Origin of the sequence: Streptomyces sp. NPDC002889 (assembly GCF_042888425.1) — a bacterium.
Classification (GTDB): domain Bacteria; phylum Actinomycetota; class Actinomycetes; order Streptomycetales; family Streptomycetaceae; genus Streptomyces.
On sequence record NZ_JBIAPT010000001.1, the window covers coordinates 112758 to 137607 of the forward strand.

Here is a 24850-nt window from a genome sequence, read left to right on the forward strand (position 1 = left end):
CCGACCGCCGACCGCCGACCGCCGACCGCCGACCGCCGACCGCCGACCGCCGACCGCCGACCGCCGACCGCCGACCGCCGACCGCCGACCGCCGACCGCCGACTGCCGACTGCCGACTGCCGCACGCGTCTCGCGCGCACAGCGCCCTAGCTTTTGGACGTCCGCAGCGCCGCCCGCATCACGGCCCGCGCGATCGGCGCCGCGCTGCCGCCCCCGCTGATGTCGGCCCGGTTCACGGACGTGTCCTCGACGACCACGGCCACCGCGACCGCCGGCTGCGGCGCCTCGTACGCCTGCGCCCAGGAGATGAACCAGGCGTACGGCGTACCGGTGTTGCCGACGCCGTGCTGCGCCGTACCGGTCTTGCCGCCGACCGTGGCCCCCTTGATCGCCGCATTGCTGCCCGTGCCCTCCTCGACGACCTTCACCATCAGACGCTGCAACTGCTCGGCGGTCGCCGGGTTCATCGCCTGCCGGTACGGCCGCCGGCCGTGGTGGGCGATCGTCTCGCCGTCCGATCGGGTCACCCGCTCCACCAGATACGGGTACTTCAGATGGCCGTCGCCCGCGACCGCGGCCGACACCATCGCCATCTGCAGCGGCGTCGCCGTCGTGTCGAACTGCCCGATCGACGACAGCGCCAGCTGGTCCTCGCTCATGTCGGTGTCGAAGTTCGACGGGGAGACCGGCGACGGAATCCGCAAGCGCCGGTCGTTGAAGCCGAATCCGCCGACCGCGTCGAGCATCCCCGCCAGCCCGATCCTCACCCCGAGGTGCGCCATCACCGTGTTGCAGGACCACTGGATGGCGTATGCGAGCGAGGCGCCGGAGCAGCCGTCCGCCTCGTTGGGGAGCCTGGTGCGCGTGCCGGGCAGGATGTACGGGTCGGGCGCGCCGGCCGGCGCGTCCACATCGGTCACGACCCCCGCGTCCAGTGCCGCCGCGGCCGTCACGATCTTGAACGTCGAACCGGGCGGATACGTCTGCCGGATCGCCCGGTTCAGCATGGGCTGACTCAACAGGCCGTTGAGTCGCGACCAGGCGCCCGTGACCCCCTTCCCGGTGCCCGACAGCAGTCCGGGGTCGTACGAGGGGCTGCTGACCAGTGCCAGGATCCGGCCCGTCGACGGCTCGATCGCCGCGACCGCGCCCCGTCGGCCGTCGAGCCCCCGGTACGCGGCCTCCTGCACGGACGCCCTGATGGTGGTGACCACATCGCCGCCGGGCCGCCGGAGGCGGGTCAGGTCCTTCAAGAACGGCAGAGGTGACAGCAGGGGGTTGGTGCCGGAGAGGGTGTCGTCCTCGGTGTTCTCGACAAGACTGGTGCCGTACGTCTGCGAGGCGTAGCCGGTCACGGGCGCGTACAGCGGGCCCTGGCGGTAGGTGCGTTCGTAGCGCAGCTGCTGCCCGCTGTCCCGGGAGCCGGTGACCGGTCGGCCGTCGACGAGGATGTCGCCGCGCGGCTCGGCGTAACGGGCGATGACCGGACGCCGGTTGGCCGGATTGCTCTCGAGCCTCTCCGACTGGACGATCTGCACCCGGGCGGCGTTGACCAGCAGGGCGACGAGCAGCAGCAGACAGAACACGGCGGCGTGCCGGATACAGCGGATCACTGCCCTGCCTCCACGGGGTCGGCGACGACGCCCGGCTCGACGGGCGGGGGCCCGGGTGCGCGGGCCGAGTCGCTGGCCCTGATCAGCAGCGCGACGATGACCCAGTTGGTGACGACCGACGAACCGCCCTGGGCGAGGAACGGCATCGCCATACCGGTGAGCGGGATCAGGCCCGTCACACCGCCGGCGATGACGAACACCTGGAGGGCGACGATCGAGGCGAGACCGACGGCGAGCAGCCGCCCGAACGGGTCGCGCAGCGCGAGTCCGGCCCGGTAGCCGCGCTCCACCAGCAGCGCGTACAGCAGGACGAGTGCCGTCAGCCCCGCGAGGCCCAGCTCCTCGCCCGCGGTGGCCAGGATGAAGTCGGACTTGACGGCGAAGCCGATCAGCACCGAGTTGCCGAGCCCCAGACCGGTGCCGAGCATGCCGCCGGAGGCGAAGGAGAACAGCGACTGGGCGAGCTGGTTGGGGCCCTGCCCGGCGTCGATGGTGGCGAAGGGGTGCAGCCAGTCCTCGACCCGGCCGTGGACATGGGGTTCGAGGGAGCCGACGGCGAACGCGCCGGCCGCGGCGAGCACCAGGCCGACGGCGATCCAGCCCGTCCGGGCCGTCGCCACGTACAGCATGATCACGAACAGGCCGAAGAAGAGCAGTGAGGTGCCGAGGTCCCGCTCCAGCACCAGAACGCCCACACTCAGCAGCCAGATGGCCACGATGGGGCCGAGCACCCGGCCGGTGGGCAGTTGCAGCCTGCTGATTCTCCGGCCGGTGTGGGCGAGAGCGTGGCGGTTGGCGGCGAGATACGCGGCGAAGAACACGGCGAGCAGGATCTTCGCGAACTCGCCCGGCTGGAAGGACAGTCCGCCGATCCTGATCCAGATCTTCGCGCCGTTCACCGCGGGAAAGAAGATCGGCACCGTGAGCAGGGCCAGCGCGGTGGCGACCGAGACGTACGCGTACCGCTGCAGCACCCGGTGGTCGCGCAAGGCGATCACCACGGCGATGAACAGCGCGACGCCGAGGGTGGACCACACGAGCTGGGCGGGTGCCGCCCGGTCGCCGGGGGTCTCCAGGTCGAGCCGGTAGATCAGCACCAGACCGACGCCGTTGAGCAGGACCGCGATGGGCAGCAGCAGCGGGTCGGCGTAGGGGGCGCGCAGGCGCACGGCGAGATGGGCGAGGAGCGCGAGGACGCCGAGCCCTCCACCGTAGGCGGCGGCGTCGGGCGGCACGGCGTCGTCACGGGCGAGTCCGACGCCGATATAGCCGTGGACGCAGATGAGGACGGCGCAGACGAGGAGCGAGAGTTCGACACCCCGGCGCTTGGTGAGGCGTGGCTCCGGAGGGGGAGTGTCCGCCGTCGTTGCGGTCATGCCACGCAACGTAGCTCACTGTGTCCGGGTATCAGCTGAAATGGAGCCGTGGTCGCGGCTCCGGTCCGTCCCGCTCGTCGACGTCCGTGAACCGTACGTCCGTGAACCGTACGTACCCGGGCGGCGCGCCCCGCGCGGCCGCGCCGCCCTCCGGGCTGTCCACGACGTGTTCGCCGGCCGGATCCCCCGGCCGGCCGGGTCAGTGGCGGTACGGCTGCTGCTGCCCCGGCTGCTGCACCTGCCCGTACTGCTGGCCGCCCACGTTCTGGACCTGCAGCTGAGCCGCCTGGTCCGCGGTGATCTGCTGCTCGGCCCCGCAGAAGGTGCACTGCGTCCCGTACTTCGTCGAGAACGGGAACAACGGCACGAAGAACAGTGTGAACTTGGTGACGCGCTTCCTGAGCGTGTGCGCGGCCGGATTGCCGCAGTGGCCGCACACCAGCGTCAGTATCGCCAGCTGGTACAGATAGCCCTTGGTGCCAAAGATGATCACGCTGCCGGTCCCTTCCTGTTCACCGCCTGCCGGCACAGGGCCAGCAGCTTCTCATCGGTAAAGATGTCATGAGTGCCCGAGCCGCTGTCCATCGCGTTGTGGCGCCGTACCGACAGCAGCTCACCGACGACGAGCCGCTGCGCCCCCGCGGGCCCCTCCAGGGTGAGCTCCGCCAGGCACTCCGCCGTGGCGACCCGGGTGTGCGGCAGCTCCTTCCAGGCCGAACGCAGCACCGGCCAGGACTGCCCGGGGTCCCCGGTCACCCGCCACAGTGCCATCGCCGCCTCCACCCGGGTCCACGGCTGCCCCGACCGCAGCAGCCTGCCGAGCAGCGGCGCGCCCGCCGCACCCGCCGCGCCCAGGGTGCCGAGCACCGAGGCGGCCGCGCGTCTGGCGTCCTCGTCGCGCGAGGCGAGCACCGCGCGCAGCACCGGGAGCACCTCGTCGGCGTCGCCCTCGATCGCCCACAGGGCGCCCGCGGCCCGGGCGGCGAGCGAGGGCGTGAAGGCAGGCGAGAAAGGCGGGAAACCGGCGTAGGCGCCCGCTGTGAAGCGCTGTCCGTCCGCCCCTGCGGACCCGTCTCGCGCGGTACCGCCCCGGGGGTGCCCGTAGCCGTGTCCTGGGTCGTGTGCCTTGCCGTCGGGTCTGTTCTCCCGACCGCCCGGCCCGCTCCAGGCGTCCTCGATTCCGACACCGAAGGGCGAGCCGGAGCCGAAAGCTGTCCGGAACACGAACCCGGCACCGGCCCCCGATCCGGGGCTGCCGATCCTCGACCGGTGACCTGCGTGGCGCAACAACGCCCGCAGATCGGCCACCGCGTGCGCCGCCTCCGGTCCGAATGTCGTCAGCGTCCGCAGCGCCGACTCGATCACCCACTCCCGCCGGACACCCGGCGCACCCCGCAGCAGCCGCAGCACCGCCGGCACGGCCTGCGCGGCGACCTGCGGTAACGGCCCGGCGGCCCGCAGCGCCGACAGCCCGCACAGCAGTGGCGCCGCCCGGTCGAAGAGCCGGTCGTCGAGCTCCAGTACGGCGAGCCGGTCGCAGAGCGCCGGCGCGAGCGGCGCCGCGACCGCCCCCAGATGGCCGAGCGCGTCCCCGAGATCGCGCGGCAGATCGGCACGCTCCAGGATCCGTGCCAGCACCGGAACCACCCGTGCGTCGCCGGCCCTGGCCAGCGCGACGACCGCGCTGCCGAGCGTCGGAGGGCCGCCCGGCCACTGCCGTACCCACGCCTCCGGATCGGCGGCCACCCGCTCCGCGAGCGCGTCCGCCGCGGGCTCGGCCAGACAGAACAGCTCCTGAAGCGCACAGGCGGCCGCGTCGGCGAGCCGTGGCTCGGGATCGGCGAGCTGCTCGCCGATCAGCGTGACCAGTTCCTCGTACGCGCCCCGCCAGGTGCGCAGCAGTCCGCTGGTCATCCGTACGGCATCGAGCCGCTGCCCCCAGTCGGGACTGCACAACTGGTCGGCCAGCAGCGCGATCCGGTCGTCCACGCGGTCGCCGAGTCCGGCGTGGAGCGTACGCAGCAGGTCGGCGGCCCAGGGCGCGGTGCGACCGGCCGTGTCCGCCTTCCGCGTCCCGCGCAGCTGTCCGAGCAGGGTGGATGCCGCGGCACGTTCGGCGGCCGGGGCGGTGTCGGCGCCCGCTCCGGGGTCTGCCTCGCGGTCGGCGCCGGTGTCCGGCTCGCGATCGGTGCCGGTCCGGGTGTCGCCGGCGGCTCCGGACGAGGCGTCGACGACGTGCGGAACCGACTCCGCCCGCAGCTCGCGCAACAGCGCCGTGACCGCGCTGACGACATTGACCGGCAGCGCCCACGGCGCGCACCGGGCCAGCTGGGCGAGCGCCGCCAACCGCAGCCCGGGGCCGTACTCCACCGCGGTCAGGCCGGTGAACCACTGCACGACCTCGGGCGTAAGACACTGGTGACGCAGTGCGATACGTCCCGCGGCCTCGACATGGGCGAAGCGCACCTCCGCGTCCCGCTCGGCCACGAGCCGCTCCCGCAGCAGCCGCAGCACCCGCACCGGGTCGCTGTGCAGGGTGGCGAGCGCGAGCGGAGCGGTGAGGCGCACCCCGCGGTCCTCGGCCCCGGCCACCTCGATGAAGACATCGGCGCCCGCGGTCACCGCCGAAGCCGCCATCGCGTAGTTCGCGGCTCCCTCGAACTCCTCGTCCTCCGGGTCGAGTTCGTCGTCGCCGTCCAGGTCGATACCGCCGATGCTGGTCAGCAGCTCCACGATGCCGCCGCGGTCCTGCACCGCGGGATCGGCGACGAGCTCCAGCAGGAAGGGGATGCAGGCGAGTGTGGAGTCGTACACATCGCCCTGGTGGTGCACCGCCCCGTACATCCCGTCGAGCGCGGCCTCGCGCACCTCGGGGTCCGCGGATGCGAGTCCGCGCAGCAGCTCCGGCACATCGTCGGCCGGGCCGTAGGCATGCTCCAAAGAGGCCCAGTCGACCTCGTCGATCCCCCCGAACACGCTCGTCCCCCTCCCAACAGGCTTGGTGTCTGGGGAGAGTGTGCACCAACGCCCCGACATCGTGTCCGGTAACGAGGGGTTACAGCCAACGGAGCGCAAAGCCGAGTGGTGGCAGGGCTGTTGCCCCCGGGTACCAGTGGCCGATCCCATGGTCGAGGGCTCATGGCAGGGGGACAGCAGGACCGGACTGCGGGTGACTCCCGCGAGTGAACCGGGCAGGGACCGGTTGTACGTCACCCTCCCCGGCGGCCGTACCGTCGCCCGGTACGACCGCGGCAGCGGCCGGGTCGGCCTGGTCGCCGGCGGCTACGGCGACGAGGTGCCGGCGGCCCCGGCACCCGGTGTGACCGGGGACGTCACGGTGGGACCACCGCCTGTCCGGAGCTCCGCCGACCTTGCCCGCCTCGCCCTCCACCCGGACGACGATCTTGCACCGAACCGTCCCGGCGAGACGCTGCTCACCGAGTCCGAGGGGCCTGCTGTGCCCGGTGCGGGCCGCGCGCCCGGCGCACGCCGGGCAGGTCTGCGGCAGGTCCCGCGACGCGCCGAACTCGCCGCCCAGTACCGGCTGGGCGGCGAGTTCGGCCGGCTGGTGGCGGCGGGCCGGCGGATCCTGCACGCAGTGCCACTGCCGGGCGCCGACCCCATCGACCACCTGGCCATCGGCTCCGGCGGCGTGCCCGCCGTGCACACCCTCGCAGCACATCGGCAACGGGTGCGGATCGCGGACCCCCAGGTCAGGACCGGTCGCGCCGCGCCTCGTCCGTATCTGCGCCCGACCCGCCGCCGGGCCGAACGCGCCGCCCACACGCTCGCCACAGCGGTGTCCCCGGTCCTCGCGGTGGTCGGCGCCGCCCGCTCGGAGAGCGTGCCCCCGGCGCCGCAGGACGTCCGGATCCTGCGGGACGACGAGGTGCCCGTGCCGGCCCGGCTCGGCGGCGTGCTCAAGCCCTCGGACATCGACATCCTGGACGCCGCGGCGCGTGACCGCAGGACCTGCCTGCGGGTGTGAACGCGGCGGCGAACTCCTGGGCACACATGGGCACACGAATGGTTGCTCCGACGCGGTGTGTCGCCCACGTGCCCAGTCGCCTCCTGCCCGCTCGCCCCCCGCTCGCGCATCGGGAAGGCACCCGGACCGGGCGGCAGGCCACACGTGGTCAGTCGTGGATCGCGTCACCGTGACCGAGCTCCTCGGGAAGCCTCAGTCTGAGCACCGTGGTGACGGTGTGCCGCGTCGTGCCCAGCTCCACCTCGGCCGTCAGCCCCGGCTCCACGGCCTCGTACACCACCTCGCCCACCCCGGTCGCGGTCGCCGTGCCGCGCCTGTCGCTCCTCCGCCCGGCGAGCAGCGCGGCCGCCTGCGCCCGTAGCGCCGGTGTCAGGGTGCTCGAGACCACCGGGGTGTCGTCGTCCGGCAGTACCAGTACCAGCGCGGCCGGCCGGGCGGCCCCGCCCGTGAACCCGACGACCACCGCATCACGCGTATGGGTGTGCCGCAGCTTCCGCCAGGCGCGTATGCCGCCCCGGTACGTCTGGTCCAGCCGTTTGACCACCAGCCCCTCGACGCCGATCGCGGGCAGCGTCTCGTACCAGGTGGCCGCCTCCGTGGCGTCCGGCGTCATCGGCACCGGCTGCAGCGGAGGCCCGAGCGCCCCGATCAGGGCGACCAGCCGCTCGCGCCGCTTCTCGTACGCGAGGGACCGCAGATCCTCGTCGCCCGCGGCGAGCAGGTCGAAGGCGGCGTACGAGGCGGGCAGCCGGCCCGCGAGAACCGGTGCCCGCCCCGGCGTTGCGGCCGCGCGTTTTTGCACCGCCGCGAAGTCCGTACGCCCCTCACGCCACACCACCACTTCGCCGTCGAGCACCGTGCCGTCGGGCAACTGCCGTGCCGCGTCCGCGAGATCGGGGAACGCCGCCGTGATGATCCGGCCCGAACGCGCCTGCAGCAGCACCTCCCCGTCGATCCGGAAGATCACCATCCGGTGCCCGTCGAACTTCGGCTCGTACGCCAGCCCAGCCCCGCGCGGCAGCACGTCCACGGACTCGGCGAGCGCGACCTTCAGCGGGGGCCGGGGCGCAGGCCTGTGCGGGCGTGGCGGCCGGGGAGCGGTCACGGCAGCTTTCCCCCCTGGTCGGGGTCGACGAGCGGAGCGAGCAGATCCCCGTAGCGCGCGAGGCGGGGCGCGATGTCGCCGAGCCGGAAGCCGAGCTCCCCGCCCGCCTCGACCTCCTCCCAGGTCACCGGTGCCGAGACGGTCGGCTCGGCACGGGCGCGCAGGGTGTAGGGGGCCGCGGTCGTCTTCGCCGCCGCATTCTGGCTGTGGTCGACGAAGACCTTCCCCGGCCGCAGCGATCGGGTCATCCGGTGCAGCACCAGCTTCGGCAGCGCCGCCTCACCCTCGACCGCGAGAGCCTTCGCGTATTCCGATACCCGCCGGGAGGGCGTGGGGGCCAGCGGTACGAGCACATGCAGGCCCTTGGACCCCGAGGTCTTGACGTACGCCTCCAAGCCGTCGGCCGCGAGCCGCTCGCGCAGCCACAGTGCCACCTCGCAGCACTGGGCGACGGCGGCGGGCGCGCCCGGGTCGAGATCGAAAACCATGCGGTCGGCGACGGCGGGCGCGTGCGCCTGCCACTGCGGCGTGTGGAACTCCACCACCAGATTGGCCGCCCAGATCAGCGAGGCCAGATCCTGTACGACGACCTGGCGGGCGTTCACGTCCTCCGAGCGCGGCACCGAGGCGGTATGCACCCAGTCGGGTGTCCCGGGCGGCGGGTTCTTGGTGAAGAACAGCTGCCCGTCCGGGCCGTCCGGGTACCGCAGGAACGACAGCGGGCGATCGTGCAGATGGGGGAGGATCGCCTCCGCCGTGGTGGCGTAGTAGTGCACGATCTCGCCCTTGGTGGTGCCCGTGGCGGGGTGGATCACCTTCTCCAGATTGGTGAGCGCCAGGCGCCGCCCCTCCACCTCCGTGATCGGCGTCATACGATGAGAATCCCATGAATCCCGGACGAAAGGGATGAAACGTGCGATCCATATGGAACGGCGCGATCTCCTTCGGGCTGGTCAGCATCCCGATCAAGCTGGTGAACGCCACCGAGAGCCATTCCGTCGCCTTCCGCCAGATCCACACGGCCGACGGCGGCCGGATCCGCTACCGCAAGGTGTGCGAACTGGAGGAGACCGAGGTCGCGACCTCGGAGATCGGCAAGGCGTACGAGGACGCGGACGGCTCGCTGATCCCGATCACGGACGAGGACCTCGCCTCCCTTCCGCTGCCGACGGCGAAGACGATCGAGATCGTGGCCTTCGTCCCCGCGAACGAGATCGATCCGATCCAGATCGACGCCGCCTACTACCTCGCCGCCAACGGAGTGCCCGCCGCCAAGCCGTACACCCTGCTGTGCGAGGCCCTCAAGCGCAGCCAGAAGGTCGCCATCGCCAAATTCGCCCTGCGAGGGCGTGAGCGGCTGGGCATGCTGCGCGTCGTCGACGATGTGATCGCCATGCACGGCCTGTTGTGGCCGGACGAGATCCGCACCCCGGAGGGCATCGCTCCGCAGACCGAGGTGACGGTGCGGGAGGCCGAACTCGACCTGGCCGACGCGTTGATGAACACGCTCGGCGAGGTGGAGCTCGACTCGCTGCACGACGAGTACCGGGAAGCGGTCGAGGCGATGATCGCCGCCAAGGTCGAGGGCGGCGTCGCGGCGCCGCAGGCCCCGCCCGAGGAAGGCCGCGGAAAGGTCATCGACCTGATGGCCGCGCTGGAGAAGAGCGTGCGCGCGGCGAAGGAGGCACGGGGCGAGGAGGGGGAGGTCGCGGAGGTCACCGCACTGAAGAGCCGGTCGGCCCCCAAGACGTCGGGCACGAGGAAGTCCACGGCGACGACGGCGAAGAAGACCGCGGCGAAGAAGACGGCGGCGACCAAGTCCACGGCGACGGCGGCGAAGAAGTCGGCGGCCAAGAAGACGGCCGCCAAGTCGACGGCCAAATCGGCGGCGAAGTCAACGGAGAAGTCGACGGCGAAGAAGGCGACCGCGCGCAAGCGCAGCTCGGCGTGAGCCTGGGAACGAGGCGGACCCTGCGCACGAGTCGGCCTCTGTGCCTGCCCGCCGGCACCGCCCGCTCCGCCTACCCGCCCGGCGTGACGAGCGGTCGCCCCGCCGCCACGTTCCACCGCCCTGCCCGGCCACTGAGTTCGGTGGCGGTGAGCGGCCGGACATCCAGCCGCCAGAAGGCCTGGTCGGGTGCGGACAGCGCGTGGACGACGGCGGCGCGTACGACATCGGGTTCGACGACGCAGACAACGCGACCATCGCCGTCGGCCAGGGAGTCGAGCCAGTCGCCGATCCGGATCCGAAGGCCACGCACCGACTCACCGCCGTGGGGGGCCGCCGACGGGTCGGTCAGCCAGGCGGCGACGGCGGCCTCCTCGGCAGCGGCGACCTCATCAAGCCGCAGCCCACGCCAGCGCCCCATGTCACAGCCCGCGAGTTCGGCCAGCGGCTCGGCCTCGAGCCCGAGGCCCTGGGCGGTGGCCCGGCACCGCGCGGAAGTCGACACGTACCCCCGCCCGCTCATGCCCGCGGCCTGCTCGAGACTCGCCAACCCGGCCTGATCGAGCGGCAGATCGTCGTCGAACCGGGCCTGCCGCACCGCCTGGTTCATCGCGGGGGAGACCAGGGTGACCCGTACGCTCATCGGCGCACTTTCATCCACTGCATCCGCGCACCCTACTGAACAGTGGGCAGGGGGGCGTACGGGGGCGTACGGGAGCGAAAGCGAGTGATCCGTGCCTCAGCCTCTTGGCCGAATGCGAGTGTCGCGATACGGTCACCGCGACAATTTCAATCATCACGACGACGGCGAGACGGAAGCCCGGTGAGAGTCCGGCACGGTCGCGCCACTGTAATGCCGCAGCGGCAGCCCGATCTGTGGGCGCACCCGCCGCGGTGAGTCAGACCCGAGGACCGTCGTCGCGCACCACCGTATGGGACGCGTGTTCCCCAAGGAGGTTCCGCCATGGCCGAGGCTGCCGTCTCAAGTGCCGTTTCCACCCCTGTCGTTCCCGAACTGACCTCTCTTCCCGTGCGGGCGGTTCTGCCGTGGGCGGTGTTCGTCGGTCTCCTCATGCTGGTCGCCCTGTACTTCGTCGGCGCCGAGCAGGGCGCCACGTCCGTCTTCGCGGGGGCAGAGGTGCACGAGTGGGTGCACGACGGTCGCCACCTGCTCGGCTTCCCCTGCCACTGAGGGGCGTCGGCACGTGTACGCATCAACTGTCAGAAATCTTCTGGTCCGCGGCATGCTCGCGGGCCTGATCGCAGGCCTCTTCGCCTTCGCCGTGGCCTACACCCTGGGCGAGCCGTCCGTCGACGGCTCGATCGCGGTGGAAGAGGCCGCGGCGGCCAAGGAAGCAGCCCACCACGCGGACCACGGCGGCGCGGCCGCCGAACCCGCCGAGGAGGAAGAGGAACTGGTCAGCCGCGCGGTCCAGTCGACCGTCGGCCTCGGAACCGGCGTCCTCGTCTACGGGGTCGCCCTCGGCGGCATCGCGTCGCTGGCGTTCTGCTTCCTGCTCGGCCGGGTGGGCCGCTTCACCCCGCGCGCGACCGCCGCCCTCACGGCGGCGGCCGCGTTCACCACGGTCTACCTTGTCCCGTTCCTGAAGTACCCGGCGACGCCGCCCGCGGTCGGCAACCCGGACACCATCGGCAAGCGCACCACGCTGTTCTTCCTGATGATCCTGCTCAGTGTGCTGCTGGGCGTCGCGGCCACCATTGCGGGGCGCCGTCTGGCTCCGCGCCTGGGCAACTGGAACGCCACGCTGGTCGCCGGCGCGGGCTTCATCGCCGCGGTGACACTTGCGTTCGTCTTCCTGCCCGGCAACGAGGACGCGGTGGCCGAAGGCTTCCCGGCCAAGCTGCTGTGGGACTTCCGCGTGGCCGCACTCGCGGTGCAGGCAACGCTGTGGGCGGCGTTCGCGATCGCCTTCGGCTTCATGGCGCAGCGCCTGCTGGCGCCCCGCGAGGCCGGATCCCCGGCGGCTGCCGAGGCCACCCCGGCCCTCGGCTGACACGCTCAACGCCTGTGCCCCTGCCGCGACATGCGGCGGGGCACGGTCATGTCCCCGTCTGTGCCCCGGTGCCGGTGGGGTCGGCGGCCTCCAGCAGTCGCGGCAGGCTGCCGGCGACCGGCAGATGGATCCAGCCCTCCACGCGCGCGACATCCAGATCCGCGCCGGCGGGTGGGACCGTCAGCCCCCGGGCCGCCGCACGCGCCGTCAGCGCACAGATCAACGCGTCGAAGGCATGCTCACTGCTCTCGTACGCTGCCCGCACCGCCGCGTCACACTGCAGCCAAGGAGCAGCCCGCAGCAGCTCCGTCATGGAACGCTCCCTGCTCAGCCCCCACCGAAGCCGAGTGGCGCGCGGATACACCTCACAGACGCTCCCCAGCCCGGACCGGTCCACCGGGTTTCCTCGGGCGGCGAGTTCGTCCTCGATGTGCGCCCACCGCGCGACCATGGCCCCGATCCGGTCGAAGGGAGCGGACAGCGGGGGCCGGCCCGGCTTGACCGCGTCCCACACCAGAAGGTCCGTACGCCGAAAGCGCAGCTGCGCGAGCCGGTGCACGGTGCTGTCCATCCCGCGCCCCGGCCACGGCTGCCGGGCGGCATGCGCGGCGACGGCCTGAACGAACGCGACGGGCCACCCGAAGGGGGAGTCGACAGCGGCGCGATCCTCCGGCCCCAGCCGGGCGAGGAGATCCACGAGCTCGTCGTCGAGGCACCGCACCCGCGGCGCCTCGACGACGGCACGGGAAGAGCCCCAGGTGACCACCGCCGCAGCGGTGTTGCCGAGAGTCGCCGAGAGATCGATGCCGACGGTGCGCATGGCGTTCATCGTGGCAGAGACGGTGAGCGGCAGGTCATGAGATGCCCTGAACCACTGCCCGAGGAATTCCCCCTCGCGATGAGTCGTCACCGGCACGCGCGGCCGGATACGGCTCACCGTCCGACTACGGCCCGGCACTCCAGGCCCCGGCCGATGCGACCGCCTTCGAGCGCCCACTCGCGGCGAGCGGCCGCAATCCTGGCCGGCAGGCCTCCTGACCGCACGCCGAAGCAGAGGACCCGCATGAGCATCGACGAGACGGCCGAGCGCCTGATCCCCCGCCCGCCCGCCCGCCCGACCGGCTGCGCGGCGAGGAGCCGTACGACCGCACCCGGCAGGCCGGCATGGACAGTGACACCGGCGGCTTCGGTATCGGCGCCGAGGTGACCCGTACGGCCTGCTTTCCCGGCAAGCGGATCGACTACGTCCTCCGAGTGGCCGCGTACGAGCCGCTCCGGCTGCTCGGCAAGGTCTCCGTGGCCGGCCCCATGCCGGTGCACGTCACCTGGAGGTTCACCCCGCGGGGAGGCGGCACGCCTGCCCGGATCCGTGTCCGCGGCGACGCGCGCGGCTCCTTCCGCATCGCCGCCCCGCCGATGGCCCGCACGGTCCGCAGCTCCCTCACGAGGGACCTGCGCGACCTCGAACACAGGCTCACTCCCAGCGCCTGACCACCGCCCGACCTCCCGAGGAGCACGACATGCCCGACATCGCTCTCCAGGTCGACCTTCACCGCGCGGCCGTCGCGGGCGGAACCTAGACTGGCGAACGCGTGAAACGTCCGGAATGAGGGAGATCCGACACCATGTCGAAGCGAGGCAACAAGCGGCGTGCCCGCAAGAAGAAGAACGCCAACCACGGCAAGCGCCCCAACACGTGAGGTGACGGGTACCGCTGCGAATCATGTGCCGGAGGGCCCACAAGGGGCCGGGCCCGAGAGCGGGCCCGGCCTTTGACGCCTGACCGGACGTGCCCGGCGACGGAACGCCGCTGCCGACACACCTGATGGTTCGCGTGGTGCGACGGTCTCGGTGCCCGGTGAGGAGCCGGACGTCGACCGGTCAGCCGATCGTCGCTGTTTGGCCGCAGAGCATCGTGCGGTGTTAGAAAGGTCAGTGTGGTCAAACGTCTCGACCGATTCCGGAGCGCTCCGGTTCGGTCACTGACCGACAAGCATCCCCGGAGCGTCGCCGGGCAGGTCTTCGCCCTGCAGGTGGCTGTGGTGGTGCTCCTCGTTGCGAGCGCGGTCGTGGCGCTTGTGCTGCAGTCCCGGCACGACAGCAGCACCGAGGCGAAGAACCGTTCGATCGCCGTCGCGGAGACGTACGCGCACTCTCCCGGCCTTCCGGCCGCGCTGAGGCTCCCCGACCCCTCCAAGGTGCTTCAGCCTTCCACCGAGGCGGCACGGAAGGCGGCCGGCGTCGACTTCATCGTGGTGATGGACACGAAGGGGATCCGCTACACGCATCCCCAGCCGGACCGGATCGGGAAGAGGTTCGTCGGCACCATCGAGCCCTCGCTGGCCGGCCGCGTGTACACGGAGAGCGTTGACGGCCCGCTCGGCCACGAGGTGCAGGCGGTCGTCCCGGTCCGCGATCTCAAGGGCAAAGTCGTCGCCCTGGTGTCCGCCGGCTTGAAGGTCGAGAACGTGACCGGCGTGGTGGACAGACAGCTGCCGATCATCCTCGGCGCCGGAGCGGCGGCGCTCGCCCTGGCCACGGCAGGAACGGCGCTGGTGGCCAGGCGGCTGCGGCGGCAGACCCACCGGCTCGGCCCGGCCGAGATGACCCGCATGTACGAGCATCACGACGCCGTGCTGCACGCCGTCCGCGAGGGTGTCCTCATCGTCGGCAACGACGGTCAGCTGCTGCTGGCGAACGACGAGGCCAGGCGGCTTCTGGACCTGCCGTCCGACGCCGAGGGACGGCACATCTCGGAGCTGCCCAGTCTTGATCCCGGCACGGTGGAGCTGCTGACCTCGGGTCGCGTGGCCACGGACGAGGTGCACCTGGCGGGGGACCGGCTGCTCGCGGTGAACCAGCGGCCCACGAACCATCACGGCGGCCCCAAGGGGACGGTCGTCACCTTGCGTGACTCCACGGAACTGCGGGCGCTGTCCGGCAGGGCGGAGACGGCCCGCGAGCGGCTCAAACTCTTGTACGACGCCGGTCTGGGCATCGGTACCACTCTCGACGTGGTGCGTACGGCCGAGGAACTGGCGAAGGTCGCGGTCCCCCGGTTCGCCGACTACGTCACCGTCGATCTGGCCGACCCGGTGCTGCGCGGGGAGGAGCCGGCCGGTACGGCCACCGACATGCGCCGCACCGCCGTCCATGGCATCCGGGACGACCATCCCCTCTACGAACTCGACCGCCTGATCGACTTCCTTCCCTCCACACCACAGGCACGGGGCTTCGGCAGCGGCCGGTCGGAGCTCGTGCCCGACCTGTCCACCGCGCCCGGCTGGCAGGCCCAGGATCCGGAGCGGACGGGCAGGATTGTCGACTACGGCATCCATTCGCTCATCACGGTGCCCCTCCAGGCACGGGGCGTCATCCTGGGCGTGGCCAACTTCTGGCGCTCGCAGAAGCCCGAGCCGTTCGACGAGGACGACCTGACCCTGGCCGAGGAACTGGTCGCCCGGGCGGCGATCAGCATCGACAACGCCCGTCGCTACACCCGTGAGCACACCCTGGCCGTGGCCCTGCAGCGCAGCCTCCTGCCGCGGGCCCTTCCCGAGCAGAGCGCCCTCGAGGTCGCGCACCGCTACCTGCCCGCGCTCTCCGGAGTGAGCGGCGACTGGTTCGACGTGATCCCCCTTCCGGGCGGTCGCGTGGCGCTGGTCGTCGGGGATGTCGTCGGCCACGGCCTGCACGCGGCCGCCACGATGGGACGGCTGCGCACGGCGGTGCACAACTTCTCCACCCTGGACCTGCCGCCCGACGAGATCCTCAGCCACCTCGACGACCTGGTCGGGCGCATCGACCAGGAGGAGGCGGAGGTGGGCGCCGGTACGGGGGTCATGGGCGCCACCTGCCTGTACGCCATCTACGATCCCGTCTCCCGCCGCTGCGCCATGGCGCGGGCAGGGCACCCCGTACCCGCGCTGGTCCACCTCGACGGCAGCGTGTCGTTCCCCGATCTTCCGGCCGGGCCGCCCCTGGGCCTGGGCGGTATGCCGTTCGAGACCGCCGAACTCGAAGTGGAGGAGGGCGCGCAGCTCGTCCTCTACACCGACGGGCTCATCGAGGACCGCACCCGGGACATCGACGTGGGGATCGAGCTGCTGCGTCAGGCTCTGGCGTTCCATCCCGACCGGTCGCCGGAGGAGAGCTGTCAGGCGGTGATCGAGGAGCTCCTGCCCGGCCGGCCGAAGGACGACGTGGCGCTGCTCATCGCCCGCACACGGGCGACCCCGCCCGACCACGTCGTCCGCTGGGACGTGCCGTTCGAACCGGCCGCCGTGTCGAGGATGCGCGCCGCCGTGGCCGAGAAGCTGGACGACTGGGACCTGTCCGAGGTCGCGTTCCCCGTGGAGCTGGTGCTCAGCGAACTGATCACCAACGCCATCCGCTACGGCTCCGCACCGGTCACGGTGCAGCTGCTGCGGGACCGCACCCTGACCTGCGAGGTGGCCGACGGCAGCAGCACCTCGCCGCATCTGCGGTACGCGGCCACGATGGACGAGGGAGGCCGCGGCCTGTTCCTCGTCGCCCAGATGGCAGAACGGTGGGGCACCCGCTACACGCCCCAGGGCAAGGTCATCTGGGCGGAGATTGCACTCCCCCGATCCGACGGGAGCGTGGACGCCGCGGCGTGGTTCGACATCCTCGAGACGGAGCCCTGACGGCCGGCACGTCCTGCAGCACGTGCCGGGACGAGCCGCCCTGCGGTTGCTGAAGTGCGGTGATCCCGTCACCCATCGGACGATGCGTCAGAACCGGTCTGAATGAGGCTTTTCGGCGCTACGATCCTCATGAAGTTCTCCCCGTCCGGCCGACGACGCTGTGGAGGGGGTCTGGCATCGGGGAGTGGGAGAGGCCGGTGAGCGATTCCACGGGGCATGGGGAGGTTACGCCTCCGGAGGGCACCGGGGCCTGGAAACGGGGCCCCCGCGAGCGCAGGCTCTGCCTGATCGTCGATGTGGAGCATTACAGCGGACGCAGTCACGCCGCCCAGATGCAGGTGCAGGACGGTGTCGCCCACGCGCTCGACCATGCCTGTCGGCAGGCCGGTGTGCGTTGGACCGCCTGCGAGAGACAGGACCGCGGTGACGGTCAACTGCTCCTGCTGCCCAGCGGGGTGGACGAGGGCAAGGCCGTCCCCGGGCTGGTGCTCGGCCTGCGGGACATGCTCCCCGTTCTCAACGCCAGGGCCGCTCGAGACCATTGCGTCCGGCTCCGCGTCGCGATGGCGCAGGGCGCCGTACAGCGGGCGCCGCTCGGCTTCGTGGCGTGGTCGGTGGAGCTGGCGTCGCGGCTGCTGGACTGCGGGGAACTGCGCTCCGCCTTGGCCGGGGCACCGTCCAGCGACATGGCCCTGATCGTCCCGCCCGATCTCTACGCGGACTGCTTCGCGCCCGGGGCGGGCGGTCTCTCGGCCGCGGCCTTCCGCAAGGTGAGGGTGGACATCCCCCAGAAGCGCTTCGCCTCCGATGCCTGGATCAGCGTGCTGCCGAGGGGGCGTACCGCGCCGCTCGGTTTCCCGGTGCTTCCGCCGGACGGCCCGTTGGTACGGCCGCGCCGTCGTACGGGGAGGCTGCTGGGCACGGCCGCGGCCGCGGTGGGCGCGGGCACGCTGCTGATGCTGCGCGACGCCCCCGAGGCCGAGGACGACGGAACGACACCTCAGGGCACAGCGGCCCACCACCAGGCCACGCAGGCACAGGCCGAGGCGGAACGGCGCACCATCGGGCACGGGCAACAATCCTCCGCCGAGGCGGAGGACGTGCAGCCGCTGGCGGAGCATGTCGCCCACGCCGGCCACCACGACGAGGCAGCTCACGTCTGGCCCTCGGAGGAGCCGTTCATGGCATACGACAGCGAGCACGACCAGACCTGGGACGACGGCCGTCTCGGACAGGGTGACGTGATCCAGGACATGGACGACATCGGCTACACCTCGATGTCGGACTACATCGACGAAGAGCACGGTCTCGAGCCGGACCCGTCGCCCGGCCCGCACGACGACTGGTGAACGGCGCGAAGGCTCAGTCGCCGCGTGCGCGGAAGTAGAACTCCTCGCACAGCTCGCGTGCGGTACGCGCATGCCGCTGCACCGCACGCGGCGCCGACGCCTCGACGACCCGCCAGCGGACCGCCTCGGCCCGGGACGAAGCGGCCAGTTCGGTGGCCGTGGCGTCCGGATGGACGCCCAGACATGCCGCCGCGTCTCCACCGGTCGCCAGCGCCACCAGCGCCGCCCCGTCGGCCTCGCTGAGGCGCAGACCTCCGGTTGCCAGTTCGGCCAGGGCGGAGGCGAGTTCGGTCTGCCGCATGAGCGGATGGCGGCGCAGCCCCGCGACAGCCGTACGTTGAGCTTCCAGGGCGCCTCGTACGCCGGAATCGGGATTGCCGCGCAGGACGGTGGCCGCCACCTCCTCCAGCAGGCCCAGCGCGGAGGCGGCCCGTAGCCGGTCGGATGCGGCGACGAAGCGTACGTCGATCTCCTCGAACAGCGTCTCCACGCCGGAGGCGGCCCGCAGCGCGTTCAGCAGTGAACGGGCGTCGCGCGCCCCGTCGGCCTCGGTGAGGGAGTCGACCGCCACCCGGATGCCGTAGGTGCCCAGCAGATCGAGCAGCCGGGTGCGTTCCGCCGTGTCGAGCGGGCCACCCCGTCGGCCCAGGAACTCGTCCGGCGAGTACAGAGCCCGCTCCAGCTCCTGGCGTGGCTCCCCGGCCAGTCTCTGCAGCAGCGCGGTGTCGCCCTCGGTGAACTGGTCGCCCGTCGCGGTCTGGGCGAGCAGTCCGGCCACGGGGACGATGCGGGAGACCATGCCGGTGAGGCGGGAGGTGTAGGTGGCGGCGACGCGTTCGGCGCGCGGCCACGGGTCGCCGGTGCCGCTGCCGAGTTCGTCGATGCGGCTGAGCACGCCGAGGACGTTGAGGGCGGTCATCCGTTCGTGAGCCTGGCGCCGCAGGGACTGGAGGGCCTCGGCGTCTCCGGCTCCGGGGTGCGGCATGACGTACAGCAGGGCGTCGGCCCGTGCGAGGGCGCTCAGCGCGACCTCGTCCAGACCGCTGAGGGTGTCCATGCCCGGGGTGTCGACGAGACTGTACCGGTGGGCGAGGAGGGCGCTGTCCGCGACTTCGACGACCAGTTCGGCGATCTCCTGGCGCGGACTGCCGAGCCGGCGAGGGTCGCGCGGGATGCCTCCCCCCGGGTGCCCCGGGACGAAGTAACGCCGCCCGTCCAGGCGCCGCACCTCCACGCGGTTCTGCACCCCTTGTCGGAACCAGGCGACGAGCATGGTGCACTCGGTGGCGGCCGTAGCCGCGAGCCGACGCCCGAGCAGCGCGTTGACCAGGGTCGACTTGCCGGCGTTCATACGTCCACCGACGGCGATCCGCAAGCGGTCCTCGGCCAGCCGGTCGAGGACCGCTCGCACCGCGTCGGCGGCCTCGCCCGCAGGCAGCGCGGCGAGAGCGGCGCGCGCCAGGTCCGCCGCCGCGCCGCACAGTTCGCCGCGGGGCCGGCGGGCGGGACGGCCGGTGCCGGTCACGTGGTCGGCGGCGTGGTACGGGCGCGGGCGGCAGGTCCGCGCCGCTTCACCGGTGCCATGGCTCTCACCGGCCTTCCTGCGCGAGCTGCCCCGTCGGCGGCGCGTGGTCGGCCTGTGCTCGTTCGAGAGCGACGAGCAGTCGTCGGGCTGGAGCACGCAGGGGTTTCAGTTCCTTCGCCTCCTCCTTGGCCCCCTGCTCGTAGCGAAGATACTTCTGCCACTCGCTCTCCTCGCCCTTGATCGTGGAGGTGAGGCTGTTCCATACCCCCGAACGCTCCTTGGCGCCCGCCATCAGGCTCCTGCTGGCCGCCAGTTCCCGCTCCAGATCGGTGACCCTGGCGGACAGATGCTGGGCCAGGCACCACAGCACCGGAACATGCACACCCGCCGGGTCCGCCCCGCAGGAAACCGCAACAGTGGTGTCCAGTACCCGGTGCGAGGTGGCGAGCGCCTGCTGGAGGTCGGCGAGCGGGGCGGTGGCCCGTGCCCACTCCTGGTCCCCGGCCACCAGGTCGGCCTTGGTGTAGGCGACGACGACGGGTACCTTGCCCGGCCGCTCGTCCACCGCTCGCTGGAGCAGCACGGTCAGCCTGCGTACTGCGCGCCGACCGGAGCCGGCGGTGGTGGCCAGATTGTGGGCGTCCACGAAGACCACCAGACCGTCCGCACCGGATATTTCGGCCAGCACCTGGGCCGTCTCCTCGTCCCTCGCGCGGTCGGTCAGCGCGCCGCCCCGGTAGTCGGTCCAGGTGAAGTCGGCGACAGCACGCCGCCGGTGACTGAGCCGGAACACATGTGCGTCCCGCCGGGAGGATGGCGGCGGGTACGTGCCCTGCCGGATGGAGCGGGCCGCCGAGAGCAGTTCGCGGTCCCGGTCCGGCTCGGTGGCGCGGATCTTGAATCCGCCGTATCCCTTGCGCATCAGCTCGTACATCATGGCGATGTACGTCGTCTTCCCCGCGTTGCTGAGCCCCAGCATGACGATCTTCATGCAGGCTCTCCCGTCGGGTCGGCATCACTTTGCCTCTCGGGTCCGGCGAGCTTGCCCGCGAGGTCACGGGCGCGGTCCAGCAGGGCTGCGACAGCGGCGTTGAGGCGCCTGGTGCGCTCGCGGTCCTGGGCGAGCTGTTCCCGGGACGCGGTCAGATTGCGCTGGAGTTCCTCCAACTCCGTCTCCAGCAGCGAGCGCTGGGCGCTGATGCGTTCGGCGAGGCGGGTGGTGAGACGCGCGGTGACCTCCTCCACGGTGCGAGTGATCTCCGGAGGAATCTCGGTGGTCAACTCGGCTATCAGGCGCTGCGCGTAGCGATTGGTGTCACCGCGCAGTCGCGTCAGTTCCTCCCGCCGCCTGCGTCGGCGGGACAGTACGCCGATCATTCCGAAGCCGGCAGCGAGAGGCAGCAGAAGGCCGCCGGTGGCAACGTAGGCCACCGTGGCGGTCAGGCCTCCGGCGCTCCAGGCGGGCATCACCCGCTCGACGAGTCCGAGGACGCCCCCAGCGTCGTGTTCCGTTCGGACCAGGTGGGGGAGTGCGTCCAGGCGCTCCGGGCGGGCGAGTTCCTCCGGAATGCCGTCCGGGTCGATCCCGCACTCGTGCTCCATCAGCGCCGCGAGCTGGGCGGTGCCCTTGCGGGTGGCGTCCTCCAGGTTCATCCAGACCGCCTCTGCCCCCGCCTCCAGATCCCGCGGCAACTCCGCCGCCAGCTCCGGCCCGGACAGTGAGGCGGTCTTCTCCTCGGCCAGTTGCCGCAGGTCGTTGACGTCGCGCAGGAAGCCGGTGCGCAGCCGGCGCTCCAGTTCCAGGGCGGCCTTGCGCAACATGCCGCGCCAGGCGGCATCGGTGCTCTGGAGGGAACGCACGGCCTCGCGACGGTGCTGGATCTCGCCCACGAGGGTGGGGTCCTGGGCGAGCGAGCGTAACCGCCGGTCCTGCGCGGCGGCCAGCGGAGTCAGTGCGGCACGGGTGACATGGACGATGTTGGCCAGCCGCAGTTCGGCGGCGCGGGGGGCGATCCGACCGGTGAGCGTCTCGATCAGCGGGGCGAAGCCGCTCGCCGCGCGGCGCTTCGCGGCGGTTTCCTCGTCTCCGGCCGATGCCGCCGCCTGCGCGTCCTCCTCGGCCCGGCTGCTGACCGGGAACCAGGGCGCGGCCACATAGCGTGGAGCGTGCCGCGCCAGCAGCACGCGGTTGCGGTCCAGTACTTCGGGCCACGCCCGGTACTTGTCGGTCTGGGTGAGGACGAAGAGGACCTCGGAGATGCGTTCGGTGGCCTGTTCCAGAAAGCGCAGTTCGGAGGCGGTCAGTTCGGTGGAACCGTTGACGACGAAGATCAGCGCGTCGGCGCGGCCGAGCGCGGCCATGGTGATGCGGGCGTGGCCGGACACCAGGCCGCCGACGCCGGGGGTGTCCATGAAGCAGAGCCCGGAGGCGAGCCGCTCCGCGGGGATGCCCACCTCGACGTGATGGACGTCGTCGCGGCGCGCGCCCTGGGTGACCGGATCCACGGCGGCGTACTCGGCTATCTCCTCGATGCGGATGGGCAGCCGCTGGGCGCCACCGTCGAGATACGCGACAGCCTCGGGCCGTTCGGCGTGGCGTACGACGATATGGACGCCGGTGGCGACATCGACTTCCACCGGGACCAGGCCGGGGCGTCCGACGAGGGCATTGAGCAGGCGGCTCTTGCCACGCTTCTTTTCGCCGACCACGACCAGGGTGGCGGCGCCGGCGTGCACGGCGGCGGCCTCGGCGCGGATCGCGTCGGCGGTTCCGGGCGGTGTGACGTAGCCGTGGTCGCCGTCGGGACCCGGCTCGATGGCGGGGGTGCCGGGCGGTGTGGGGTGCCGGCGGGACGCAACGCGGTCCAGGAGGGCGGCGGAGTCCTCGGCGAGCCTGAGCACCTCGGCCTGCAGTGGGTGCGGAGTGGGATTCATGGTGTGTCTTCCGTCGGGGGCGAAGTTTCCGGGGGCCCGGTTTCGGTGCGCTCGGATCCCCGAGGTCCGGACGTGGACCGGGGCGGCTCCTCGTCGAACTCGTCGAACGACCCCTCGGCGGAGGCGTCCTCAGGGTCGACTTCGCGGGTACGCCCGTACGCGGGGCCCTGGGGCACGGGCGGGACAGGACGGCGGTACGGATCGCTGCGTTGCTCGCGGTGTCCGTACGGATCGGTGTGCTGCTCGCGGCCGTCACTCGCCTCGTAGGACGCGTCCCGGCGGCCCTTTCCGGGGTCCTGGGCGGGTTCGTCCCCTCCCCCTCCGAGTCCGAACAGGGATTCGAGCACCGACTTGGCCAAGCCACCCAGGCCACCCGAGTCCTCGCGAGGTGGTTCGTACCGCTCCTTGCTCCTGCGGCGCTCGCTCCCGTACTGATCACGGCGGCCGGACCGGTGGTCTCGCTGTGCCGCGGGTGACGGCTGCCACCCTGGCGGGCGCCCGGGCCGTGGGGGAGAGGTCGGGGGTGGGGGTTTGTGCAGGATCTCCTGATGGCCGGTGGCGTCCGCACTGCACAGATGAGTGAGCACCGACGGATCTCCGTCCCTGGCCTCCCGCCACCCGGCTCCCAGTACGAAGTCCTGTCCGGTCCGCAGCACCGCGTCCCACAGCAGGGCGGCCTCGGCCTGCGGAAACACGTGCATCGTCCGTTGTCTGGCCCACAGCTCGGATGGCAGGGCCGTGTGGTCCGCGGTGAAGGGCTTCGCCCCCGGACCGGTCTCGTCCCACGGCGCGGGTCCGGCAGTGCTGGTGAGCATGGTCGCCGAGCGGGAGGTGCGGGCCTCCCATGCCGGCGTTACCCACTCCTGGTATGTGGGCCCGGCCCAGTCGCTCAACCGCTGTTCCAGTTCCCGCAGTCCAGGCAGCCCGGCGATGTGCCGGTCCCGGTGGTGCCAGCCGACGAATCCGTACAACGGGCGCCCGTGGGACTCCACCGCCCTCGTTTGGTCCACCACGTCGATCCGACAGGCCGCGCCCACCAGTACACCGTGCGCGCCGCGTGCGAGGAGGTACCGGGGACTGTCCGCGAGCCGCTTCCCGCCCGCCACGGTGGCCAGTACGGCGCGCCCGACGGGACCTTGTACCGGAACCTCGGCGGGCATGGCCCGCCACCACTCGTCGATGCGGTACGTGCGCCCGTACACCACGGCGCACCAGCCCTGCGGCGTCGGCGGAACCATGGCTTCGCGCTGTTGGCTGTCCGCCATGGCGCTCAGGCCTCCTGCAGTTTGCCGGAGCGGTAGATGGGGCTCGTGCGCAGGTCGTCGGCCATCTGCTCGGCGCGTTTGCGGGCCTCGGCGACCTGGGCAGCCAGCTCGCCGCGTGCGCTGCGGTCGGTTGCCATGGAGGACTCGACCGCGCTGATCCGGCCGCGGTGGAAGATGCCGTCCATGAAACCGCCGCGCAGGCCGGCGAGTTCGCTGCTCTGCGCGTCGAGGCCGCGGTCCATGGAGCTGATCAGCTCCTGGCGTCGGGGAATGATTTCGGTGAGGTAGTGCATGAGCGCGAAGGTGATCGGCTTGTGCAGGTTCTTCGGGTTGACCTGACCGGGGTCGACAGTGGAGAGGTTGGCCCCGTCGAAGGCGCCGATCTGGACGGGGCAGAGCATCACCGTCACTCCCTCGGAACCGAGGACCTGCACCAGCTTGAAGAGATTGCGCTTGACGGCTTCGAGCGCCTCCTTGATGGGTTTTCCACTGAGCTTGCCCAGCAGGTCCGCCTTGGTGAGCAGTACGACGATGGCGGGGGTGGGCTCTTCCGCCTCCAGCCGTTTCACGCAGACCGTCGAGATGGCCTTCGAGAAGCGGGCGATCTTCATCGGGTCATGGGCCCGGCTGAGTCCGGCAGGCGTGTTGTCGGCGACCCACCGGGCCACATGCTGTCCGTCGAGCGCCAGGATGATGGTGTCGGATATGTCCAGCCGGGCGCGGAGTTTGGCGATGTCCTCGGGGGACTCGGGCTTGCCGAGACGCTCGGTGCCCGCGCCGCCACGGAAGTCCTGGCAGTCGATCTCGAGGAGCGTGGTCATGCCGTGCCGGAAGACGAACTCGTAGTCCACCGGTTCGGTGGCAGTCGCGTCCGGGAGGGTGCCGGCCTCGCACAGCTCCTCCCACGCCTCCGCCAGATCGAGGTCCTTGTCGGGGTCGGTGGCGTACAGGAAGTATCCGTTCACGCCGGTGGAGAGGGTGTCGTACATACCGTGCAGGTAGGTGGTCTTCCCGGAGCCGGTGGCGCCGAGCATCGTCATGGTGATCCTGGGAATTTCGTACATG

21 protein-coding genes are annotated in these 24850 nt (G+C 71.8%); 8 read left to right on the forward strand and 13 right to left on the reverse strand.

Annotated features, from left to right (window positions below; genetic code table 11):
* Positions 1 to 146 precede the first annotated feature (146 nt).
* The 4 genes from ACFYWI_RS00505 to ACFYWI_RS00520 form a co-directional block, all read right to left on the reverse strand.
* Entirely contained in the window at positions 147 to 1613 is a 1467-nt protein-coding gene (locus tag ACFYWI_RS00505) for a penicillin-binding transpeptidase domain-containing protein (RefSeq protein WP_389223207.1), read from the reverse strand.
* Positions 1610 to 2989 (reverse strand): FtsW/RodA/SpoVE family cell cycle protein, encoded by a 1380-nt coding sequence (locus tag ACFYWI_RS00510; RefSeq protein WP_389223210.1) that lies wholly within the window; start codon positions 2987 to 2989, stop codon positions 1610 to 1612. Before ACFYWI_RS00510 ends, ACFYWI_RS00505 begins: the two co-directional genes overlap by 4 nt.
* A gap of 199 nt (positions 2990 to 3188) precedes the next feature.
* Positions 3189 to 3482 carry a zinc-ribbon domain-containing protein gene (locus ACFYWI_RS00515; protein WP_389223213.1) on the reverse strand — a complete coding sequence of 98 codons (294 nt, stop codon included), beginning with the start codon at positions 3480 to 3482 and terminating at the stop codon, positions 3189 to 3191.
* On the reverse strand, positions 3479 to 5965 hold the full coding sequence (locus ACFYWI_RS00520; protein ID WP_389223216.1) for a PBS lyase: 2487 nt from the start codon (positions 5963 to 5965) through the stop codon (positions 3479 to 3481). The genes ACFYWI_RS00515 and ACFYWI_RS00520 overlap by 4 nt, the downstream gene beginning before the upstream one ends.
* Before the next feature lie 193 nt (positions 5966 to 6158).
* On the opposite strand from ACFYWI_RS00520, the gene ACFYWI_RS00525 reads away from it, so the two are divergent.
* Positions 6159 to 6977 (forward strand): NERD domain-containing protein, encoded by an 819-nt coding sequence (locus tag ACFYWI_RS00525; protein ID WP_389223219.1) that lies wholly within the window; start codon positions 6159 to 6161, stop codon positions 6975 to 6977.
* Positions 6978 to 7125: 148 nt separating this feature from the next.
* Here the strand turns inward: ACFYWI_RS00525 and ACFYWI_RS00530 are convergent, their stop codons facing one another.
* Together ACFYWI_RS00530 and ligD are read right to left on the reverse strand one after the other, a co-directional pair.
* Positions 7126 to 8082 (reverse strand): RNA ligase family protein, encoded by a 957-nt coding sequence (locus ACFYWI_RS00530; RefSeq protein WP_389223222.1) that lies wholly within the window; start codon positions 8080 to 8082, stop codon positions 7126 to 7128.
* Positions 8079 to 8954, reverse strand: a complete 876-nt coding sequence (ligD, locus tag ACFYWI_RS00535; protein WP_389223225.1) for a non-homologous end-joining DNA ligase — start codon at positions 8952 to 8954, stop codon at positions 8079 to 8081. The genes ACFYWI_RS00530 and ligD overlap by 4 nt, the downstream gene beginning before the upstream one ends.
* A gap of 41 nt (positions 8955 to 8995) precedes the next feature.
* Here ligD and ACFYWI_RS00540 point away from each other — a divergent pair, with 41 nt between their 5' ends.
* Positions 8996 to 10033 (forward strand): Ku protein, encoded by a 1038-nt coding sequence (locus ACFYWI_RS00540; RefSeq protein WP_389223227.1) that lies wholly within the window; start codon positions 8996 to 8998, stop codon positions 10031 to 10033.
* A gap of 70 nt (positions 10034 to 10103) precedes the next feature.
* Here ACFYWI_RS00540 and ACFYWI_RS00545 read toward each other — a convergent pair whose 3' ends face one another.
* A complete protein-coding gene (locus ACFYWI_RS00545; protein WP_389223230.1) occupies positions 10104 to 10673 on the reverse strand; it encodes a histidine phosphatase family protein in 570 nt (189 codons plus the stop codon).
* 321 nt (positions 10674 to 10994) lie between these two features.
* Between ACFYWI_RS00545 and ACFYWI_RS00550 the strand changes: the two genes are divergently transcribed.
* Positions 10995 to 11222, forward strand: a complete 228-nt coding sequence (locus tag ACFYWI_RS00550) for a CbtB-domain containing protein (RefSeq protein ID WP_389223233.1) — start codon at positions 10995 to 10997, stop codon at positions 11220 to 11222.
* Positions 11223 to 11235: 13 nt separating this feature from the next.
* Positions 11236 to 12045, forward strand: a complete 810-nt coding sequence (locus tag ACFYWI_RS00555) for a CbtA family protein (protein WP_389223236.1) — start codon at positions 11236 to 11238, stop codon at positions 12043 to 12045.
* A 46-nt stretch (positions 12046 to 12091) separates the two neighbouring features.
* Here the strand turns inward: ACFYWI_RS00555 and ACFYWI_RS00560 are convergent, their stop codons facing one another.
* A complete protein-coding gene (locus ACFYWI_RS00560) occupies positions 12092 to 12865 on the reverse strand; it encodes a DUF429 domain-containing protein (protein WP_389223239.1) in 774 nt (257 codons plus the stop codon).
* A gap of 344 nt (positions 12866 to 13209) precedes the next feature.
* Between ACFYWI_RS00560 and ACFYWI_RS00565 the strand changes: the two genes are divergently transcribed.
* From ACFYWI_RS00565 to ACFYWI_RS00580, 4 genes are all read left to right on the forward strand, one after another.
* Positions 13210 to 13536 carry a hypothetical protein gene (locus ACFYWI_RS00565; protein WP_389223241.1) on the forward strand — a complete coding sequence of 109 codons (327 nt, stop codon included), beginning with the start codon at positions 13210 to 13212 and terminating at the stop codon, positions 13534 to 13536.
* Between the two features lie 134 nt (positions 13537 to 13670).
* Positions 13671 to 13745 carry a 50S ribosomal protein bL37 gene (locus ACFYWI_RS00570; protein WP_389224404.1) on the forward strand — a complete coding sequence of 25 codons (75 nt, stop codon included), beginning with the start codon at positions 13671 to 13673 and terminating at the stop codon, positions 13743 to 13745.
* Positions 13746 to 13982: 237 nt separating this feature from the next.
* The gene (locus tag ACFYWI_RS00575) at positions 13983 to 16712 is read left to right on the forward strand and encodes a SpoIIE family protein phosphatase (RefSeq protein ID WP_389223244.1); all 2730 of its coding nucleotides are present in this window, start codon (positions 13983 to 13985) and stop codon (positions 16710 to 16712) included.
* Between the two features lie 197 nt (positions 16713 to 16909).
* Positions 16910 to 18061, forward strand: a complete 1152-nt coding sequence (locus tag ACFYWI_RS00580; protein WP_389223247.1) for a hypothetical protein — start codon at positions 16910 to 16912, stop codon at positions 18059 to 18061.
* A 13-nt stretch (positions 18062 to 18074) separates the two neighbouring features.
* Here ACFYWI_RS00580 and ACFYWI_RS00585 read toward each other — a convergent pair whose 3' ends face one another.
* Genes ACFYWI_RS00585 through ACFYWI_RS00605 form a run of 5 tightly spaced genes read right to left on the reverse strand, consistent with a single transcriptional unit; the run spans position 18075 to position 24849 of the window.
* On the reverse strand, positions 18075 to 19742 hold the full coding sequence (locus ACFYWI_RS00585) for a dynamin family protein (protein ID WP_389223250.1): 1668 nt from the start codon (positions 19740 to 19742) through the stop codon (positions 18075 to 18077).
* Entirely contained in the window at positions 19651 to 20577 is a 927-nt protein-coding gene (locus tag ACFYWI_RS00590) for a hypothetical protein (protein WP_389223253.1), read from the reverse strand. The genes ACFYWI_RS00585 and ACFYWI_RS00590 overlap by 92 nt, the downstream gene beginning before the upstream one ends.
* Entirely contained in the window at positions 20574 to 22520 is a 1947-nt protein-coding gene (locus ACFYWI_RS00595) for a dynamin family protein (protein ID WP_389223256.1), read from the reverse strand. The genes ACFYWI_RS00590 and ACFYWI_RS00595 overlap by 4 nt, the downstream gene beginning before the upstream one ends.
* A complete protein-coding gene (locus ACFYWI_RS00600) occupies positions 22517 to 23785 on the reverse strand; it encodes a hypothetical protein (protein ID WP_389223258.1) in 1269 nt (422 codons plus the stop codon). Before ACFYWI_RS00600 ends, ACFYWI_RS00595 begins: the two co-directional genes overlap by 4 nt.
* A gap of 5 nt (positions 23786 to 23790) precedes the next feature.
* Entirely contained in the window at positions 23791 to 24849 is a 1059-nt protein-coding gene (locus ACFYWI_RS00605) for a hypothetical protein (protein ID WP_389223260.1), read from the reverse strand.
* Between the last annotated feature and the right edge of the window lies 1 nt (position 24850).

Bases quoted from the DNA above. Each gene is read 5' to 3' on its own strand.
- ACFYWI_RS00510 (WP_389223210.1), bottom strand. From the start codon at position 2,989: ATGACCGCAACGACGGCGGACACTCCCCCTCCGGAGCCACGCCTCACC.
- ligD (WP_389223225.1), bottom strand. From the start codon at position 8,954: ATGACGCCGATCACGGAGGTGGAGGGGCGGCGCCTGGCGCTCACCAAT.
- ACFYWI_RS00545 (WP_389223230.1), bottom strand. From the start codon at position 10,673: ATGAGCGTACGGGTCACCCTGGTCTCCCCCGCGATGAACCAGGCGGTG.
- ACFYWI_RS00550 (WP_389223233.1), top strand. From the start codon at position 10,995: ATGGCCGAGGCTGCCGTCTCAAGTGCCGTTTCCACCCCTGTCGTTCCC.
- ACFYWI_RS00560 (WP_389223239.1), bottom strand. From the start codon at position 12,865: ATGCGCACCGTCGGCATCGATCTCTCGGCGACTCTCGGCAACACCGCT.
- ACFYWI_RS00565 (WP_389223241.1), top strand. From the start codon at position 13,210: ATGGACAGTGACACCGGCGGCTTCGGTATCGGCGCCGAGGTGACCCGT.
- ACFYWI_RS00590 (WP_389223253.1), bottom strand. From the start codon at position 20,577: ATGAAGATCGTCATGCTGGGGCTCAGCAACGCGGGGAAGACGACGTAC.
- ACFYWI_RS00595 (WP_389223256.1), bottom strand. From the start codon at position 22,520: ATGAATCCCACTCCGCACCCACTGCAGGCCGAGGTGCTCAGGCTCGCC.
- ACFYWI_RS00600 (WP_389223258.1), bottom strand. From the start codon at position 23,785: ATGGCGGACAGCCAACAGCGCGAAGCCATGGTTCCGCCGACGCCGCAG.
- ACFYWI_RS00605 (WP_389223260.1), bottom strand. From the start codon at position 24,849: ATGTACGAAATTCCCAGGATCACCATGACGATGCTCGGCGCCACCGGC.